This window comes from Curvibacter gracilis ATCC BAA-807, assembly GCF_000518645.1.
Classification (GTDB): Bacteria; Pseudomonadota; Gammaproteobacteria; order Burkholderiales; family Burkholderiaceae_C; genus Curvibacter; species Curvibacter gracilis.
Map to the genome: position 1 here is coordinate 72,019 of NZ_JADZ01000022.1, position 15,738 is coordinate 87,756.

At 67.7% G+C, this 15,738-nt stretch carries 13 protein-coding genes; 11 read left to right on the plus strand and 2 right to left on the minus strand.

Going from position 1 to position 15,738, the window contains the following annotated elements; all coding sequences use genetic code 11:
• Window positions 1-9: 9 nt before the first annotated feature.
• A complete protein-coding gene (locus tag L880_RS32610; protein ID WP_157462931.1) occupies window positions 10-1,647 on the minus strand; it encodes an ABC transporter substrate-binding protein in 1,638 nt (545 codons plus the stop codon).
• Between the two features lie 209 nt (window positions 1,648-1,856).
• Between L880_RS32610 and L880_RS0116685 the strand changes: the two genes are divergently transcribed.
• Window positions 1,857-3,005, plus strand: coding sequence for a GGDEF domain-containing protein (locus L880_RS0116685; protein WP_027476645.1), 1,149 nt, complete (start codon window positions 1,857-1,859; stop codon window positions 3,003-3,005).
• 47 nt (window positions 3,006-3,052) lie between these two features.
• Here the strand turns inward: L880_RS0116685 and L880_RS0116690 are convergent, their stop codons facing one another.
• On the minus strand, window positions 3,053-4,075 hold the full coding sequence (locus tag L880_RS0116690) for an aldo/keto reductase (RefSeq protein ID WP_027476646.1): 1,023 nt from the start codon (window positions 4,073-4,075) through the stop codon (window positions 3,053-3,055).
• Window positions 4,076-4,317: 242 nt separating this feature from the next.
• Here L880_RS0116690 and L880_RS0116695 point away from each other — a divergent pair, with 242 nt between their 5' ends.
• The 10 genes from L880_RS0116695 (at window position 4,318) to L880_RS0116740 (ending at window position 15,705) form a co-directional block, all read left to right on the plus strand.
• The gene (locus L880_RS0116695) at window positions 4,318-5,505 is read left to right on the plus strand and encodes an LLM class flavin-dependent oxidoreductase (RefSeq protein WP_027476647.1); all 1,188 of its coding nucleotides are present in this window, start codon (window positions 4,318-4,320) and stop codon (window positions 5,503-5,505) included.
• Window positions 5,506-5,572: 67 nt separating this feature from the next.
• A complete protein-coding gene (locus L880_RS0116700) occupies window positions 5,573-7,186 on the plus strand; it encodes an ABC transporter substrate-binding protein (protein WP_027476648.1) in 1,614 nt (537 codons plus the stop codon).
• Between the two features lie 50 nt (window positions 7,187-7,236).
• Window positions 7,237-8,760: an amidase gene (locus L880_RS0116705; RefSeq protein WP_051443368.1), complete on the plus strand. Its 1,524-nt coding sequence runs from the start codon at window positions 7,237-7,239 to the stop codon at window positions 8,758-8,760.
• Between the two features lie 12 nt (window positions 8,761-8,772).
• Window positions 8,773-10,440 (plus strand): ABC transporter substrate-binding protein, encoded by a 1,668-nt coding sequence (locus tag L880_RS0116710; RefSeq protein ID WP_157462932.1) that lies wholly within the window; start codon window positions 8,773-8,775, stop codon window positions 10,438-10,440.
• A 19-nt stretch (window positions 10,441-10,459) separates the two neighbouring features.
• Window positions 10,460-11,548, plus strand: coding sequence for an ABC transporter substrate-binding protein (locus L880_RS0116715; protein ID WP_027476651.1), 1,089 nt, complete (start codon window positions 10,460-10,462; stop codon window positions 11,546-11,548).
• Window positions 11,545-12,456 (plus strand): NmrA family NAD(P)-binding protein, encoded by a 912-nt coding sequence (locus L880_RS0116720; RefSeq protein WP_051443369.1) that lies wholly within the window; start codon window positions 11,545-11,547, stop codon window positions 12,454-12,456. Before L880_RS0116715 ends, L880_RS0116720 begins: the two co-directional genes overlap by 4 nt.
• A 193-nt stretch (window positions 12,457-12,649) precedes the next feature.
• Window positions 12,650-13,531, plus strand: coding sequence for a metallophosphoesterase (locus L880_RS32615; RefSeq protein WP_051443370.1), 882 nt, complete (start codon window positions 12,650-12,652; stop codon window positions 13,529-13,531).
• A gap of 19 nt (window positions 13,532-13,550) precedes the next feature.
• Window positions 13,551-14,471 carry a cytochrome c gene (locus L880_RS32620; RefSeq protein ID WP_169737772.1) on the plus strand — a complete coding sequence of 307 codons (921 nt, stop codon included), beginning with the start codon at window positions 13,551-13,553 and terminating at the stop codon, window positions 14,469-14,471.
• Window positions 14,472-14,483: 12 nt separating this feature from the next.
• The gene (locus L880_RS0116735) at window positions 14,484-15,023 is read left to right on the plus strand and encodes a sigma-70 family RNA polymerase sigma factor (protein WP_027476653.1); all 540 of its coding nucleotides are present in this window, start codon (window positions 14,484-14,486) and stop codon (window positions 15,021-15,023) included.
• A 4-nt stretch (window positions 15,024-15,027) separates the two neighbouring features.
• Window positions 15,028-15,705 (plus strand): anti-sigma factor family protein, encoded by a 678-nt coding sequence (locus tag L880_RS0116740; protein ID WP_027476654.1) that lies wholly within the window; start codon window positions 15,028-15,030, stop codon window positions 15,703-15,705.
• Window positions 15,706-15,738: the final 33 nt, after the last annotated feature.

Here is a 15,738-nt window from a genome sequence, read left to right on the forward strand (position 1 = left end):
GAAGGGCGCTCAGGGCGCCAGGTACAGCTCGGCAAAGGAATCGTTGAGCCCGTTCGAATTGAGGGTGTGGCGGCGCACCTTCTTCTGGGCCACGGTCACGGGTTGGAAGGCGGCCAGGTTCACCACCGGCAGCTCCTGATGGATGATCTGTTGGAAGCGGAAGAACAGGCCGCGCCGACGCGTCAGGTCGGGCTCGACGGCAGCAGCTTCGAGCAACTGGTCCACTTCGGGGTTGGCGTAGTGGCTGGCGTTCGAGAAGCCCAGACCGGGCTTGAAGTTCTTCGACCAGTAGATGCGCTGTACGCCCACCGTGGGGTCGAAGTTGTTGTTGAGGTTGTTCACCGCGATGTCGAAGCTGCGGTCGGTATAGACCGCCTTCACAAAGCTGCCGAAATCGTAGGCCGCGATGCTGGCGTCGATGCCGATGCGGTTCAGGGCCTGGCGCAGGTATTCGGTGGTGCGGCGGTTGCCTTCCTGGTAGTAGGGGTTGTAGGTCAGGCGCAGTGCAAAGCGCTTGCCGTCGGCCTTGCGGGCAAAGCCGGCCTCGTCCAGCAGCCGCTCGCTCAGGGCCGGGTCGTAGGCATGCGGGTTGATGCGCAAGTCGCTGAACTGCTTGAGCACCGGCGTGATCGGCGTGGGCGAGACCTCTGCAAAGCCGAACCAGGCTGTCTTGACCAGGGCCTTCGGATCCACCGCATGGGCAATGGCCAGACGCACCTTGGGGTTGGCCAGAGCAGGCGTGTCGAGGTTGAACTCGAACTGAGACTGCTGGCCCCCGTATTCGTATCCGCGGGTGGTGATGTCCAGCGTGGGCAGGCTGCGCAGGCGCGCCACATCACCCAGCGGTACGGGGGTGTCACCGGCCAGATCAAGCTGGCCCGATTCCAGCGCGGCCGCACGGGCCGCCGGATCGGGGATGATGCGCACCACGATGCGGTCCAGGTAGGGCTTGGGCTTGTCCCAGTAATCCGGGTTGCGCTCCAGGATGATGTGGCTGCCCTTGACCCATTCCTTGAACACGAAGGGCCCCGTGCCCACCGGCTTGGTGTTGTAGGGGTTGGCGCGGATGTCGGTGCCCTCGTACAGGTGGCGCGGCACGATGGGCGACTCGCTGGAGGCCAGGGCAGTCAGCAGATAGGGTGCCGGCTTGCTCAGCACGATGATGGCCGTGTGGGCGTCCGGCGTGCGCACCTCCGACACATTGGCGAAGGTGGCCCGGCCGCGCGGATGGAACTCCTTGAGCGTGAGGATGGAAAACGCCACATCGGCCGAGCTGAAATCGCGCCCATCGTGCCACTTCACGCCGCGGCGCAACTCGAACCGGTATTGCAGCCCGTCGGGCGACACCTGCCAGCGCGTGGCCAGACGGGCCTCCGGCTTGAACTCGAAGTCGTAGGCCAGCAGGCCCTCGACCACCTTGGTGCCCACCTTCTGCGGAAAACCGAAGGTGTTGTCGATCGAAACGATGGTGGCTGCTTCGGGCACCACCCCGAATTGCAACGTGCCGCCATGCACGGCTTGGCCAGACGGGGCCACCGGCCTGGCAGCAGGCGTCTGAGCGCCAGCCCAGCCCCCCACCCCCAGCCAGGCGCACAGCGCCAAGACCTGAAGCTGGCCCTGCCAGTCGCGTTTCAGTCGATTCAACATGCACACTCCAGAAAACAAGCCGGTCCAGCCACCGGACATGGTGGCCTGGACGGTTGGCGCAAATCCTATCGGCGGGTGTTGCGTCGACTTAGACGGATTTCAGAGATGGAATGTTGAAAAAGAGAGGGCCTGGCACCGGGCCTCATGCAGGCGGCTAAACTGGCAAAAATCATGAAACCGCCCGTCGCCTGCGTTCGGGCGCCTGCCCGATGACGTCTCTGGACCTGCGCAGTTTCAACTTTCTCGCGGCCCTTCAATGCGCCGTGATGGGGGCCGTGTTGCTGGGCATCCGGCACAACTTTCCGAGCGAGATCAAAGGCCTTCGGTATTGGGGTGTGGCCCCCCTTCTTGCCCTGGGCACCACCGCCTTTTACGCCTTGCTAGGGCATGCGCCGGCCCTGTTGGTCGGCCTGGGGGGCAATGGGCTGTTGATGGCTTGCACGGTGACCCTGCTGGCGGGCACCTGCGAATTTCTGGGTCGCCCCTGGCGCTGGTGGCCCTGGGTGGTGCTGGTGCTGGGGTGTCTGGCAGGCCTCTTTGTGTTTTTTGTGATCTGGCCCGATTACCGCCCGCGCATGCTGATCTTCGGGCTGGGCATGGCCCTCATCTGTGGGGTGCACACCCAGGTGTTGGCCCGCCATGGGCGTGGCTTTGCCGCCCGGCTGATGCTGGTGGCGATGGCCTGGCAGACCTTGGTGCTGCTGACGCGCGCACTGACCACCTACTGGATCGACACCCCCGAGACGCAACGCTTTGACGCCGGCTCGGTCATCCACATGGTGTTTGTGGCCACCTTCAGCTTCACCATCCTGATGGTGCTGGTGAGCGCCCAGCTGATGGCCAGCGAGCGGGTGCGACAGGAGTTTGAACACCTGGCCAGCCACGACGAGCTGACCGGTGCCCTCAACCGCCGGGCCATCCTGCGCCTGGCAGATCAAGCCCACGCACGCTGGCAACTGGAAGGCCAGGCCTATGCCCTTCTGCTGCTCGATCTAGACCACTTCAAACGAATCAATGACAACCACGGCCACCAGGCCGGCGACCGCACGCTGGTGAAGGTGGCCGCCACCTTGCAACAAGGCCTGCGCCCGCTCGACCGGGTGGGCCGCTACGGCGGCGAAGAGTTCATCGCCCTGCTGCCGATCAGCGATCTGGCGTCGGCGCAGCGGATGGCCGAACGCCTGCAGGCGCGGGTGGAAAGGCTGCCGGCTGACGCCGACACGCCTGCCTGCACGGTGTCCATCGGGGTGGCCCTGGTGCAGGCCGACGACGCCTCTTGCGATGCCGTGGTGGGCCGTGCCGACCGGGCGCTGTACCAGGCCAAGGCGGCGGGGCGCAACCAGGTGAGCCTGGGCTGAACCAGGCCTGAACGCCGTCCTGGCGCCCAGCGGATCAGAGACCGGGCTCAGCCTGCTGCAGGCAGCACAAAGGGCACGCGCCCTTCCACCGGGTGCCCCGGGTCGGTGTAGCCCGGGGTGGAGCTGTGGCCCGCGGGCACCAGGCGATTCACCAAGGCCTCGTCCTCAGGCGTCAGCACGACATCCTGCGCCTTCACGTAGGCCTGCCACTGTTCCTCGGTGCGTGGACCGGCGATGAAAGACGTGACCAGGCGGTTGTTCAGCACCCAGGCCACGGCCAGCTCGGCCGGGGTGATGCCGCGGGCTTCGGCATGCTCGCGCAACTGGCGTGCGATGCGCAGCGACTCGGGGCGCCATTCGGTTTCGAGCAAACGCTTGTCATGGCGTGCGGCGCGCGAGTCGGCCGGGGGCGGCGCATCAGGGTCGTACTTGGCCGTCAGCACACCACGGGCCAGCGCGCTGTACGAGACCACGCCCAGGCCATAGTGGGCGGCGGCGGGCAGTTGCTCCACTTCGGCACTGCGGTCCACCAGGTTGTAAAGGGGCTGGCTGGCCACCGGGCGGTCAATGCCTTCGGCATCGGCCAGGTGGGCCACTTCGGCAATGCGCCAACCGCGAAAGTTGGCCAGGCCGAAGTAGCGCAGCTTGCCGGCCCGCACCAGATCGCCCAGGGCCCGCACGGCCTCGCCCAGCGGGGCCTCGAAGTCAGCACGGTGCAGGTACAGCAGGTCGATGTAGTCGGTGCCCAGGCGCTTGAGGCTGCCTTCCACCGCCTGCACGATCCACTTGCGCGAAGTGCCGCGCTGATTGGGCCCCGGCCCCATGGGGTTGGACAGCTTGGTGGCCAGCACCCAATGGTCGCGGTCGCCCTGCAGGGCGCGGCCCACCACCTCTTCGGTGCGGCCCTTCTGGTAGGCGTCGGCCGTGTCGATGAAGTTGACGCCCTGCTCGCGGGCACTGGCAATGATGCGATGCGAGGTGGGCTCGTCGGTGGCACCGCCGAACATCATGGTGCCCAGGCTCAGGCGGGACACGCGCAGGCCGCTGCGGCCCAGGTAACGGTAGGTCATGGGATGGGTTTCCGGGTTTGAAAAGAAGCGCGGCGGTCACGCACCGCAAGCCCGTCGTGGTGGGGCTCTTTTTCATTCTAGAAACCAGACGCCCCTTTGGAAGCCGCGCCCAGCAACGATTTCCAAGGATCGACATCCGAAATCGGCATAGCGCATTTGAAATGCTGCGACCCAGAATGCGCACTCTCATTCCACCTGAATGCACCTGAATTCCTCACCTGCGAGCGCACGCTTCAAACACCATGTCACTGCCATCTCATGCCGGGGCCCTGGTCGGCCTGGACCGCTTTGCCGCCCCCACCGATTTCCCGGACAGCCCCTTGTCGCAAGCCCTGAAGCAACCCGTTCTGCTGGGCCTGTTCCTGCCCATCCAGGCCGGTGGCTGGAGTGCCTCGACCCTGCCGCGCAGCACCGACTGGCGCTTCGACTACAACCGCGACCTGGTGCTGAAAGCCGAGTCACTGGGCTTTGATCTGGTGTTTGCGCTGTCGCAGTGGCTGCCCAAGGGCGGCTATGGCGGCGTATTCGACGGCAATGCCCTCGACTCGTTCATGACCACCGCGGCACTGACCTCGGTGACGCAGCGCATCATCCTGATCTCGACCCTGCACGTGCTGTATGGGCCCCTGCACCCGTTGCACCTGGCCAAGTGGGGCGCCACGCTGGACCACATCTCGGGTGGACGCTGGGGCATCAACGTGGTCACCGGTCACCGCGAGGTGGAGCACCGCATGTTCGGCTGGGAGCGCATCGAACACGACCATCGCTACGACCTGACGGCCGAATTCATCGAGGTGGTGCAGCGCCTGTGGAGCGACCCCGAGAACTACAGCTATGAAGGCCGCGAGTCGAGCTGGAAGCTGCAGGGTGCCTTTGTCAGCCCCAAGCCCCGCTATGGTCGCCCTGTGCTGGTCAATGCCACCGGCTCGGAGGCCGGCTTCGAGTACGCGGCGCGCTACTCCGACATCGTCTTCATCACCAGCCCTGCGGGCTCGGATTTCGCAAGCGCCGTGAAGGCGCTGCCGGCCCACATCGCCGACCTGAAGGCACGCGCGCGCCAGCAGGGCCGCGAAGTGCGCACCCTGCTGAACCCGCTGGTGATCAGCCGCGACACCGAGGCCGAGACCCGCGCCTACTACGACGCCATCGTGGCCCACCAGGACCCGACCACGCCCCAGGGCTTCAACAGCCTGGCCAGCGACGCCCACGCCTGGAAAGGCCGGGTCGGCATCGACCCACCGAGCCGCCGCGCCATCGGCGGCAACATCGAAGTGGTGGGCACGCCCGAGCAGGTGGTGGAGCAGTTTGTGCAACTGCACCGCGCCGGCGTGGATGGGCTGCAACTGAGCTTCTACGACTTCAAGCCAGACCTCGAATATTTCGGCGACCGCATCCTGCCCCTGCTCAAGCAGGCCGGCCTGCGCCTGTGAGCGCTGCATGAACCCGCAACACCCCACCCACCGTCCCATCCACGTGAAACCGACCTTGAAAGCCACCATGACCCAGCGCCTGCCCCAACTCAACCGCCGCCTGCTCGCCCTGCTGCTGGCCGCCCTGCCCCTGGCCGGCGCCAGCCTGAGCGCCAGCGCCCAAGGGAGCGCGGCCAAGCCCCAAAGCGGCGGCACCCTGACCCTGGCCACCGACCTGGAACCGCCGTCGCTGGTGTCGTTTCTCGACACCAACACCCGCATCCGCAACATCAGCGCCAAGATCGTCGAGGGCCTGCTGCGCTACGACAGCCAGTTCAAGCCCCAGCCCCTGCTGGCCACCAGTTGGAGCGTGAGCCCCGATGGCCTGCGCTACACCTTCAAGCTGCGCCCCGGCGTGAAGTGGCACGACGGCAAGGATTTCACCGCGGCCGACGTGCGCTTTTCGCTGTCGGCGCAAAAGAAGCAGGGCCCGCGCGGGCGCATCACCCTGGCCAACCTGGAGCGCGTGGACACGCCCGACCCGCTGACCGCCGTGCTGGTGCTGAACAAGCCCACACCGTTCCTGCTGAAATCGCTGTCGTCGGCCGAGCTGCCCATCGTGCCGGCCCACCGCTACACCGAGGCCGACCCGCTGACCAGCCCGAACCAGAGCGCGCCCATCGGCACCGGGCCGTTTGTGTTTGCTGAGTGGGTGCGGGGCAGCCACGTGCTGCTCAAGAAGAATCCCCATTACTGGCAGGCGGGCAAGCCGTATCTGGACCGCGCCGTGATCAAGTTCATCGGCGACCGCGCCGGCATCGTGGCCGCGCTGGAGGCTGGCGAGATCGACGTGGCCACCAACATCAACCTGGCTGACCTGGACCGCCTGGCCCAGAACCCCAAGGTGCAGGTGGACGACAGCTATGACGGCTTTCTGAACAACGCCGCCTTCCTGGAGTTCAACGTCGAGCACCCCATCCTCGCCAAGCCTGAAGTGCGTCAGGCCATTGCGCACGCCATCGACCGCAACGCGCTGCGCACCACGGTCTATTACAAGCGTGCCGAGGTGGTCAACTCGCCCGTGCCCAGCGTGCTGTCGAGCTACTACGACGACAGCACCTTCCAGTACCCCTACGACGTGGCCCGCGCCAACCAGTTGCTGGACCAGGCCGGCTACCCACGCCAGGCCAACGGCCAGCGCTTTGCGCTGCGCATCACCAACATCCCGGGCGCCGACTTCAAACGCAGCTCGGAGTTCCTGCGCAATGCGCTGGGGCGTGTGGGCATCAAGGCCGAACTGCAGGACGGCGACATGGCCAGCTTCTTCAAGCGCGTCTACACCGCGCGCGACTTCGACCTGAACATCAACGGCCTGGGCCGCCTGTTCGACCCCATCGTGGGCGTGCAGCGCATCTATTGGTCCGACGGCATCAAGAACCCGCTGATCTGGATCAACGCCGCCCACTACAACAACCCCCAGGTGGATGAGCTGTTCCGCCAGGCTGCGGTGGAAGTGGACGAGGGCAAGCGCGCCGGCCAGTTCAAGCAGATCCAGCAGATCGTGGGTCGCGAACTGCCGGTGTACCCGCTGGTCACCGTGCCCGGCCCCTCGGCCCTGAACAAGCGCGTGCACAACTTCTTCAACAGCATCGACCTGCACGCGGGCGACTGGTCCGACACCTGGGTCGAGGGCGGCAAGTAAGCCCCGGCGCGACTGAAGCACCACCCACCACCACAGAAAGCGAGCCGTCCATGAACGCACCCGCCGACACCCAGCACCTGAAGACCGCCTTGCTGAACCGCCTGAGCCATGCCTCGGCCAGCGAGCAGGCGCGTGCCCTGGCCGAGGGCCAGATCAGCGCCAGCGAATTGCTGGAGCACAGCCTCGAGCGCATCGCGCGCCTGAACCCCGCCATCAATGCCCTCGTGGTGCTGGACTTGGAGCGCGCCCGGGCCGACGCCCGGGCCGCCGATGCCGCCCTGGCCCGCGGCGAGCGCCGCCCCTTGCTGGGCGTGCCGGTCAGCGTGAAGGAGAACTTTGATGTCGCCGGCCTGCCCACCACGGTGGGCAGCCCAGCCCAGACCGGCAACCTGGCCGCGCAAGACAGTGCCGCCGTGGCCGGCCTGCGCGAGGCGGGCGCCATCGTGCTGGGCAAGAGCAACGTGCCCCAGGCACTGGCCGATCTGCAAAGCTACAACGCGGTCTATGGCCTGAGCCGCAACCCCTGGGATCCGGCGCGCACGCCGGGCGGTTCGTCCGGCGGCTCGGCCGCTGCGCTGGCGGCCGGCTTTGTGGCGTTGGAGCTGGGCACCGACATCGGCGGCTCGATCCGCATCCCGGCCCATTTCACGGGGGTCTACGGGCACAAGACCAGCCAGGGTCTGATCAGCCTGCTGGGCACCGGCCTGCCGGCCGGCCGTCAAGGCGAGCGCGATCTGGCCGTGGCCGGCCCGCTGGCGCGCAGCGCCGCCGACCTGGCGCTGGCCCTGCCCCTGCTGCTCAACCGCGACCCGCGGCAGAACAAGACCTGGCGCGCCACCCTGCCCGCCCCACGGCACAACCGTCTGAGCGATTTCCGCCTGCTGCTGATCGACCAATGGCCGGGCACCGAGCAAAGCCTGTCTGAACAGCAGGTGAGCCAGCGCCTGGTGCAGGCCGTGCAGGCCGCAGGTGGCCAGGTCACCCGCGTGAGCGAGCTGGCACCGGGCCTGCTGCCCGATCTGGCGGCCTCGCACACGCTGTACCGCAGCCTGCTGGGCTCGTCACTGGCTGACCCACCCACCCTCAGCGCTGGGGCCCAGCAACGCCTGGCCGCATTGCAGCCCGACGACCACAGTGCCGATGCGGCCTGGCTGCGCTCGTTCTCGCTGAGCCACCGCGACTGGCTGCGCCTGAACGAAGCGCGCCTGCAATTGCGCGCCCAATGGGAGGCCTTGTTTGAACAGTTCGACCTGGTGCTGAGCCCGGTCGCCCCGCTGCCCGCCTTCGAACACAACCAGCAAGAGCCCAAGGACGAGCGCCACTACCCCGTGGCCTTTGCCGACGGCGTGCGCCCGGTGCGCTTTCTGGACCTGTTCACCTGGGCCGGTCTGCCGGTGCTGCCCGGTCTGCCGGCCACCAGCTTTCCGCTGGGGCTGGACGAGAGCGGCCTGCCGATTGGCGGCCAGGCCGTGGGCCCCTTCCTGGAAGACCTCACACCGATCCGCTTTGCCGAACTGCTGGAGGCCCAGCAGCCCGGCTTCATCGTGCCCCCGGGCTGGCAGAGCACCGGCTGAGAGGACGCGGCCATGAACCCATTCCACGCCCCCTGGAACCCATCGGCCCGTCAGGCTGCCCCTGAAGCCAACGCCACCGACCTCGGCCTGTCGCGCCGCCGCCTGCTGGCCGGCACCAGCGCCGCCGGCCTCGGCGCCCTGCTGCCCTGGGCCCCGGCCCGGGCCGCCACCCCCACGCCCCAGCGCGGCGGCACCCTGGTGCTGGCCATCTTCCCCGAACCGCCGGTGCTGACCACCATCGCCCACACCGCCAACAACAGCTATTTCGTGAGCGCCAAGGTCACGGAGGGGCTGCTGGACTACGACTTCGATCTGAACCCGCAGCCCCAACTGGCCGTGTCGTGGCAGGTGTCGCCCGATGGCCTGCGCTATGTGTTCAAGCTGCGGCCCAAGGTGCTCTGGCATGACGGCCAGCCCTTCACCTCGGCCGATGTGGCGCATTCGCTGAACCTGCTCAAAGAGGTGCACCCGCGTGGTCGCGCCACCTTTGCCAACCTCAGCGAGGTGCGCACGCCCGACCCGCTGACGGTGGAGCTGCGCCTGTCGGCGCCCGTGCCCTACCTGCTGAATGCGCTGGCGGCCTCCGAATCACCCATCGTGCCCAAGCACCTGTACAGCAGCGGGCGCGCCGAATCCAACCCGGTGAACAACGCCCCCATCGGCACCGGCCCCAACCGCTTCAAGGAATGGGTGCGCGGCAGCCACCTGGTGCTGGAACGCAACCCCGACTACTGGGACAAGCCGCGCCCCTACCTGGACCGGCTGGTGATCCGCTTCATCCCGGATGCCGCCGCGCGCAGCGCCGCACTGGAGGCCGGCGAGGTGCACCTGGCGCCCAACACGCCGGTGTCGCTGGCCGACGTGGGCCGCCTGCGTGCCGCCGGCAAGCTGCACTTCAGCAGCGAGGGCTACCAGTACGTGAATTCGGTGTTCCGGCTCGAGTTCAACCTGGAGCGCCCCTTCTTCAAAGACGTGCGGGTGCGCCAGGCCTTTGCCCACGCGCTGAACCGGCAGACCATCGTCAAGACAGCCTGGTATGGGCTGGCCAGCTCGCCCCCGGGGCCGGTGGCGCCGGGCCTGAAGCGCTTCTTCCATGCCGACCTGGCCGTGCCGGTGTACGACCCCGAACGCGCAGGCCGCCTGCTCGACCAGGCGGGCTACCCGCGCGGGGCCGATGGCGTGCGGGTGCGCCTCACCCACGACCCCATGCCGCACGAGGGCGGCCTGCGCACCAGCGAGTACATCAAGCAGGCGCTGGGCAAGGTGGGCGTGGAGGTGAGCCTGCGCAGCAGCGACTTCAGCACCTACATCAAGCGCATCTACACCGACCGCGACTTCGACTTCAACTTTGGCGGCATGAGCAACACCTTCGACCCCACGGTGGGCATCCAGCGCCTGTACTGGTCGAAGAACTTCAAGCGTGGCCTGCCGTTTTCGAACGGCTCGGGCTATGCCAACCCCGAGGTGGACCAGTGGCTGGAAGCTGCTGCCGTTGAAACCGACCTGGCCAAACGACAGGCCTTGTGGATAGCCATCCAGAAAGCCATCGTGCGCGACCTGCCCGACATCACCCTGGTGGCGCCCGACAACCTGACCGTGGCCAGCCCGCGCGTGCACCAGCACACCGTGGGTGCGCTGGGCGTGGCCGGCAACCTGGCCCATGTTTGGCTGGCCGCCTGACACCCCAAAGGGAGACCCCATGAGTGAACCCCTGGCCGCACCGGCCACCGCCCGCGCCGGCGACCCCACGGACGCCCCCGGCACCGTGCTCTGGTACACCCGCTGCCCCGTGCCCTCGCCCCTGGGCATCGCGGCCCGCCTGGGCTGGCTGGAGGCCGAATTCCAGCCCCTGGGCCTGCAGGTCAAGTCGATCATCGACAGCCCGGTCAAGGCCATCCGCGAGAGCCACTTCAGCCACCACCTGGCCTGGTCGTTCCGCCAGGGCGGCAACATCCCGCCACTGTGGGCGCGTGCCCAGGGTGCAGCCACCCGGCTGGTGGCCCTGACCTGGACCGATGAGTTCCAGGCCGTGATCGCCCGCCGCGACAGCCCGCTGCGCAGCGCCGCCGACTTGGCCGGGCGCCGCCTGGGCGTGCCGCTGAGGGTGGGCGAGCAAATCGACTTTCACCGCGCCACCGCACTCAAGGGCCTGCACTCCGCCCTGGGCACGGCCGGCCTGGGCTGGGCCGACATCGTGCCGGTCGATCTGCCGATCACCGAGCCCGTGCTGCTGGGCCCCGGTCACGCCAGCCTGCATGGGCTGCGCCGGCGCCACCCCTACTTGGCCGAGATCAGCGCACTGGAGCGCGGCGAGGTGGATGCCGTGTTTGTGAAAGGGGCCGAGGGCATTGTGGTGGCCAACCTGATCGGCGCCCAGACCGTGGTCGAGACGGGCAACCACCCTGACCCGCGCGTGCGCATCAACAACGGCACGCCCCGCCTGCTGACGGTGGACGAGGCCCTGGCCCGCGACCGGCCCGACCTGGTGCAGCGCCTGCTGGCCGTGGTGCGCCGCGGCGCCGAATGGGCCGAGGCCCATCCCGATGAGACCCTGCGCTTTGTGGCGCGCGAGATCGGCAGCACCGAAGAAGCCGTGCTGGCCAGCAACGGCCCCGAGGTGCACCGGCACCTGGGCCTGAGCCTGGCCCCTGAGCTGCTGGACGCGGTGGACCATTTCAAGGGCTTTTTGCTGCAGCAGGGCTTTTTGAGCGCCGACTTCAGCGTGGCCGACTGGGTGGACGCGGGCCCCTTGCACCGCCTGGGCGCGCCTGTGCTGGAGGCCACATGAGCCCGCCGCTGCGCGGCGGCGACCCCCGCCCGGTGCTGGTGGGCGGCGGCAGCGGGCGGCTGGGCCGCCTGGTGGTGGCCGGCCTGCTGGCCCAGGGCGTGCGGGTGCGGGTGCTGAGCCGGCAAAGCACCCTGGCCGCCCACCTGGCCCAAGCCGGGGTGGAGTTGAGCCAGGGCGAGCTGGCCGAGCCTGGCACCCTGCAACGCGCCTTGAGCGGGGTGCGGGCGGCCTTTCTGCTGTCGCCCATCAGCCCCGATCTGGCCCAACACCAGCGCCACTTTGTGCAGGCGGCACGCCAGGCCGGCGTGCCACGGCTGGTCAAGCTCTCGGGCTCGGCCTGGACCTTGTCACCGGCAGGTCGCACCTGGAGCGGCGACGCCCACCGCCAGGTCGAGCAGGCGCTGGCCGACAGCGGCCTGCCCCACGCCGTGCTGCGCCCCAACGCCTGGGCCCAGGTGGTGCTGGCCCCGCTGGCCGCCGCCCTGCGCGCGGGCGATGTGCTGAGCGGCGGTTTCGGGCCCGCCCAGGTGTCGTACATCGACATCCGCGACATCGCCGACGTGGCCGTGCACACCTTGCTCAGCCCCGGCCCCCTGCCCACCGCCCCCCTGGAACTGACCGGGCCTGAAGCCCTGAGCCATGCCGAGCTGGCCCAGCGCCTGAGCGCCCTGGCCGGCCGTCCGATCCGCTGGCAGGCCTCGGCCCCGGCCCCAGCGCCGGACCACCCCAGCTACCTGCAACAGGTGCACGCCCAGTTCCACCACTGGATCAGCACCGGCGTGGCCGCCCCGGTGACCGCCACCGTAGCCCAGACCCTGGGGCGGCCGGCCCGCCGACTGGACGGGCCGGATGGGTTCTTGCGTGAGTTGCTGGCCACTGGAGGTCTGCGGGGGCATGGCGTTGATTGAGGCCGCTGCAGGCCGGGCACCGGTGAGCATCAAGGCGAGCGGATCCCGCGCTGAGGCAGTGCCCTGGACGACGGGCAGGCATGAAGTTCGAGGGTCGGTGAATTCGTCAGGCTGAAGGGAATAAAACCCGCACGGGCCTGGTATTGCAGGGTGAGGCGTCGATTTCCGGCGCCCCCAACCTGGAGCCCAGCCCATGAAGCACACCCCCTTCGACCGTCGCGACTTCCTCAAACTATCCGGCGTGGGCGGCGCCGTTCTGGCCTCGGGCCTGGGGCCGTGGGGCCAGTCGTTGGCCGCGTCTGGAGAGGACTTCTTCTTCGTCCAGATGACCGACACCCACTGGGGCTTCGAAGGCCCACCCAATCCCGAGGCCAGGAACACGCTGCGCAAGGCGGTGGCGGCCGTCAACAGCCTGGAGCGTCAACCCGACTTCATCATGTTCACGGGGGATCTGACCCATGCGGCTGCCGACGACAAGGAGCGTCAGCGCCGCATGACCGAGTTCAAGGCCATCGTCGGTGAACTCAAGGTCAAGGATGTGCGCTTCATCCCCGGCGAGAACGACGCCGGGCTTGATAACGGCGAGATGTACCAGCAGGTCTTTGGCAAGGGGCACTACAGCTTCAAGCACAAAGGCGTTCACTTTGTGGCCTTGGACAATGTCTCGGACCCCAATGGTCTGATCGGCGAGCAGCAACTGGAGTGGCTGCATGCCGACCTGGCCCGGCTCGACAAGACCGCCCCGGTGGTGGTGTTTGCGCACCGGCCCCTGTTTGACATGTACCCGGCCTGGGACTGGGCGACCAAGGACGGCGCCAAGGCCATCGACATCCTGACGCCCTACCAGAACACCACCGTGTTCTTCGGTCACATCCACCAGGAGCACCATCAGATGACGGGACGCATCGCTCACCATGCGGCTGAATCGCTGATCTTCCCCTTCCCCCTCGCGGGCAGCCAGCCCAAGAGAACCCCGGTGGCCTGGGATGCCGCGCGCCCCTTCAAGGGCCTGGGTTTCAGCCAGGTCGACGAGCATGCCGGGACCGCCCAGCCCAAGCGCCGCCCCTTGGCCTGAGCACACGGGGGTGAACACCGTGCTTTCAAAGATCCAAGTTCAGGCCGCCCAGGCCCTGCGGGCGGGGCTCGGTGGGCTGATGCTCGCCATCAGCCTTCCCGCCGCTGCGGCCAACCTGGCCAATGGCAAGTACCTCTACGACGCGGCCGACTGCATCGGTTGTCACGCCGGTCAGGGCTCATCAGCCCTGCCTTCCGGCGGTCTGGGGCTGGACACGCCCTTCGGCACCTTCAGGGTGCCCAACATCACTCCCGACAAGCAGCACGGTATCGGCAGTTGGAGCGAGCTCGACTTCAAACGCGCATTGCGCGAAGGCATTGGCCGGCAGGGGCAATACCTGTATCCCGCGTTTCCCTACCCCTCGTTTGCCCGGCTCAGCGAGCGCGACATGGCTGACCTGTACGCCTACATGATGACGCTGCCCCCCGTGCCCACGGCCAATAAGCCGCACGAGTTGAAGCCCCCGTTCAACTGGCGGCCCTTGCTGTTCTTCTGGCGCACCCTGTTCTTCCGGCCCGAGCCTGACAAAGCCCCTGCGCCGCAGGATGCGACCTGGCGCCGGGGCGACTACCTGGTCAATGCGGTGGCCCATTGCCAGGAATGCCACACGCCGCGCAATGCGCTGGGCGGTCTAAAGACCTCGTTGGCGTTTTCGGGCAACGTAGGGGGGCCTGACGGGCAGAATGCCCCCAACATCACCCCCGACAAACGCACAGGTATCGGAGAATGGTCGGTCGCCGACATCCAGAACCTGTTGAAGACCGGCATGACACCCGACTCCGATCTGGTGGGCTCCGGGATGAAGGCGGTGGTGCGAGGCACCTCCCGGCTCAGCGAAGCAGACCTGCACGCGATGGCGGTCTACCTCAAGAGTGTGCCGGCCATCGCTGTCGAGCCCAAGCCCGGGCCCGCCGGCAAGGCCTCTGTCAAGGCCCCCTGAGCGACCGATTTCATGAACCGATCGACCCGCAACTTCGAACACCTCATCCTGCCCTGGCTGGATGCGGGCTACAACCTGGCACGCTGGTTGGTGCACGACGACGCCGCTGCCAGCGATGTCTTGCAGGAGGCCTCGCTGAAGGCCTTCCGCTACCTGGACAAATTGCACGGTGACGATGCCCGCCCCTGGTTCCTGGGCATTGTCCGAAACGCCTGCTACACCCACCTGCAGCAGCAACGGGGGCAACTCGAAGTGACCGGCTTCGATGATGACGCCCTGGACCTGCTGCACCACCAGGACGGCCACCATGCCCCTGACCCCGCCAGCCTGCTCCACCACAAGCAGGATGCGGGGCGGGTCAATCGCGCCATCCAGGCCCTGCCCGCGAAATTGAGAGAGGTGATCGTGCTCAGAGAACTCGAATGCCTGGAGTACGCCGACATCGCCCAGGTCGCGGGCATCCCTGTCGGCACCGTGATGTCACGGCTTTCGCGCGCGCGGGCACGCCTCAAAGACATGCTGTTGAGCCCCCAAGAAGAAAAAGGACGCTGAAAACATGGACCCGCAAGACGACGAACTCTCGGCGCTCATCCGCACACAGGCGACCCGCCACCACGCCGACGATCAGCTGCGCGCCCGCATCCGCACCCAGCTGCTGCTGGCCTCGGCGGCCCAGCCAGCGGCCAGCCCCCTCAAGCCCCAGCGCCCGGCGGGCTCGCTTCTGAGCCTGGACCTGGGCGGTTGGCGCAGACTGGCCGCGGGCTTTCTGTTAGGGGTGGCCCTCACCTGGTGGCTCAGCCCCCACCTGGCGAGTCTGAACAGGCCGGGTGGCCTTGAGGAGGCCCTGGTAGCCGACCATGTCCATTCGCTGCGGGTGGGCCCCTTGTTCCAGGTGGAGTCCAGCGACCGGCACACCGTCAAACCCTGGTTCCAGGGCAAGCTGGACTATGCCCCACCGGTGCTGGACCTGGCCGAGGCCGACTTCCCCCTGGTGGGCGGGCGGGTTGAACACATCGATCAAAACGCGGTGGCCGCACTGGTCTACCGGCACCGTGGCCATGTGATCAACCTGTTTGTCTGGCCCTCTGAACGCACCGCGGCCCTCCAAAGCTCGCAGATCAGGGGGTTCAACATCAGCCACTGGAGCACGGCCCAGATGCAGTTCTGGGCGGTCTCGGACATGGACGCGATCGAACTGATGCGCTTCACCCAGGCACTGCAGACCAGGCTGTAGGCCACGCGGGTACCGATGCGCCGGCCTGGCGTT

Coding starts and splice junctions, on each gene's coding strand:
- L880_RS32610 (WP_157462931.1), bottom strand. CDS start 1,647: ATGTTGAATCGACTGAAACGCGACTGGCAGGGCCAGCTTCAGGTCTTG.
- L880_RS0116690 (WP_027476646.1), bottom strand. CDS start 4,075: ATGACCTACCGTTACCTGGGCCGCAGCGGCCTGCGCGTGTCCCGCCTG.
- L880_RS0116720 (WP_051443369.1), top strand. CDS start 11,545: ATGAGCCCGCCGCTGCGCGGCGGCGACCCCCGCCCGGTGCTGGTGGGC.
- L880_RS0116695 (WP_027476647.1), top strand. CDS start 4,318: ATGTCACTGCCATCTCATGCCGGGGCCCTGGTCGGCCTGGACCGCTTT.
- L880_RS0116740 (WP_027476654.1), top strand. CDS start 15,028: ATGGACCCGCAAGACGACGAACTCTCGGCGCTCATCCGCACACAGGCG.
- L880_RS0116700 (WP_027476648.1), top strand. CDS start 5,573: ATGACCCAGCGCCTGCCCCAACTCAACCGCCGCCTGCTCGCCCTGCTG.
- L880_RS0116710 (WP_157462932.1), top strand. CDS start 8,773: ATGAACCCATTCCACGCCCCCTGGAACCCATCGGCCCGTCAGGCTGCC.
- L880_RS0116715 (WP_027476651.1), top strand. CDS start 10,460: ATGAGTGAACCCCTGGCCGCACCGGCCACCGCCCGCGCCGGCGACCCC.
- L880_RS0116705 (WP_051443368.1), top strand. CDS start 7,237: ATGAACGCACCCGCCGACACCCAGCACCTGAAGACCGCCTTGCTGAAC.
- L880_RS32615 (WP_051443370.1), top strand. CDS start 12,650: ATGAAGCACACCCCCTTCGACCGTCGCGACTTCCTCAAACTATCCGGC.
- L880_RS0116685 (WP_027476645.1), top strand. CDS start 1,857: ATGACGTCTCTGGACCTGCGCAGTTTCAACTTTCTCGCGGCCCTTCAA.
- L880_RS0116735 (WP_027476653.1), top strand. CDS start 14,484: ATGAACCGATCGACCCGCAACTTCGAACACCTCATCCTGCCCTGGCTG.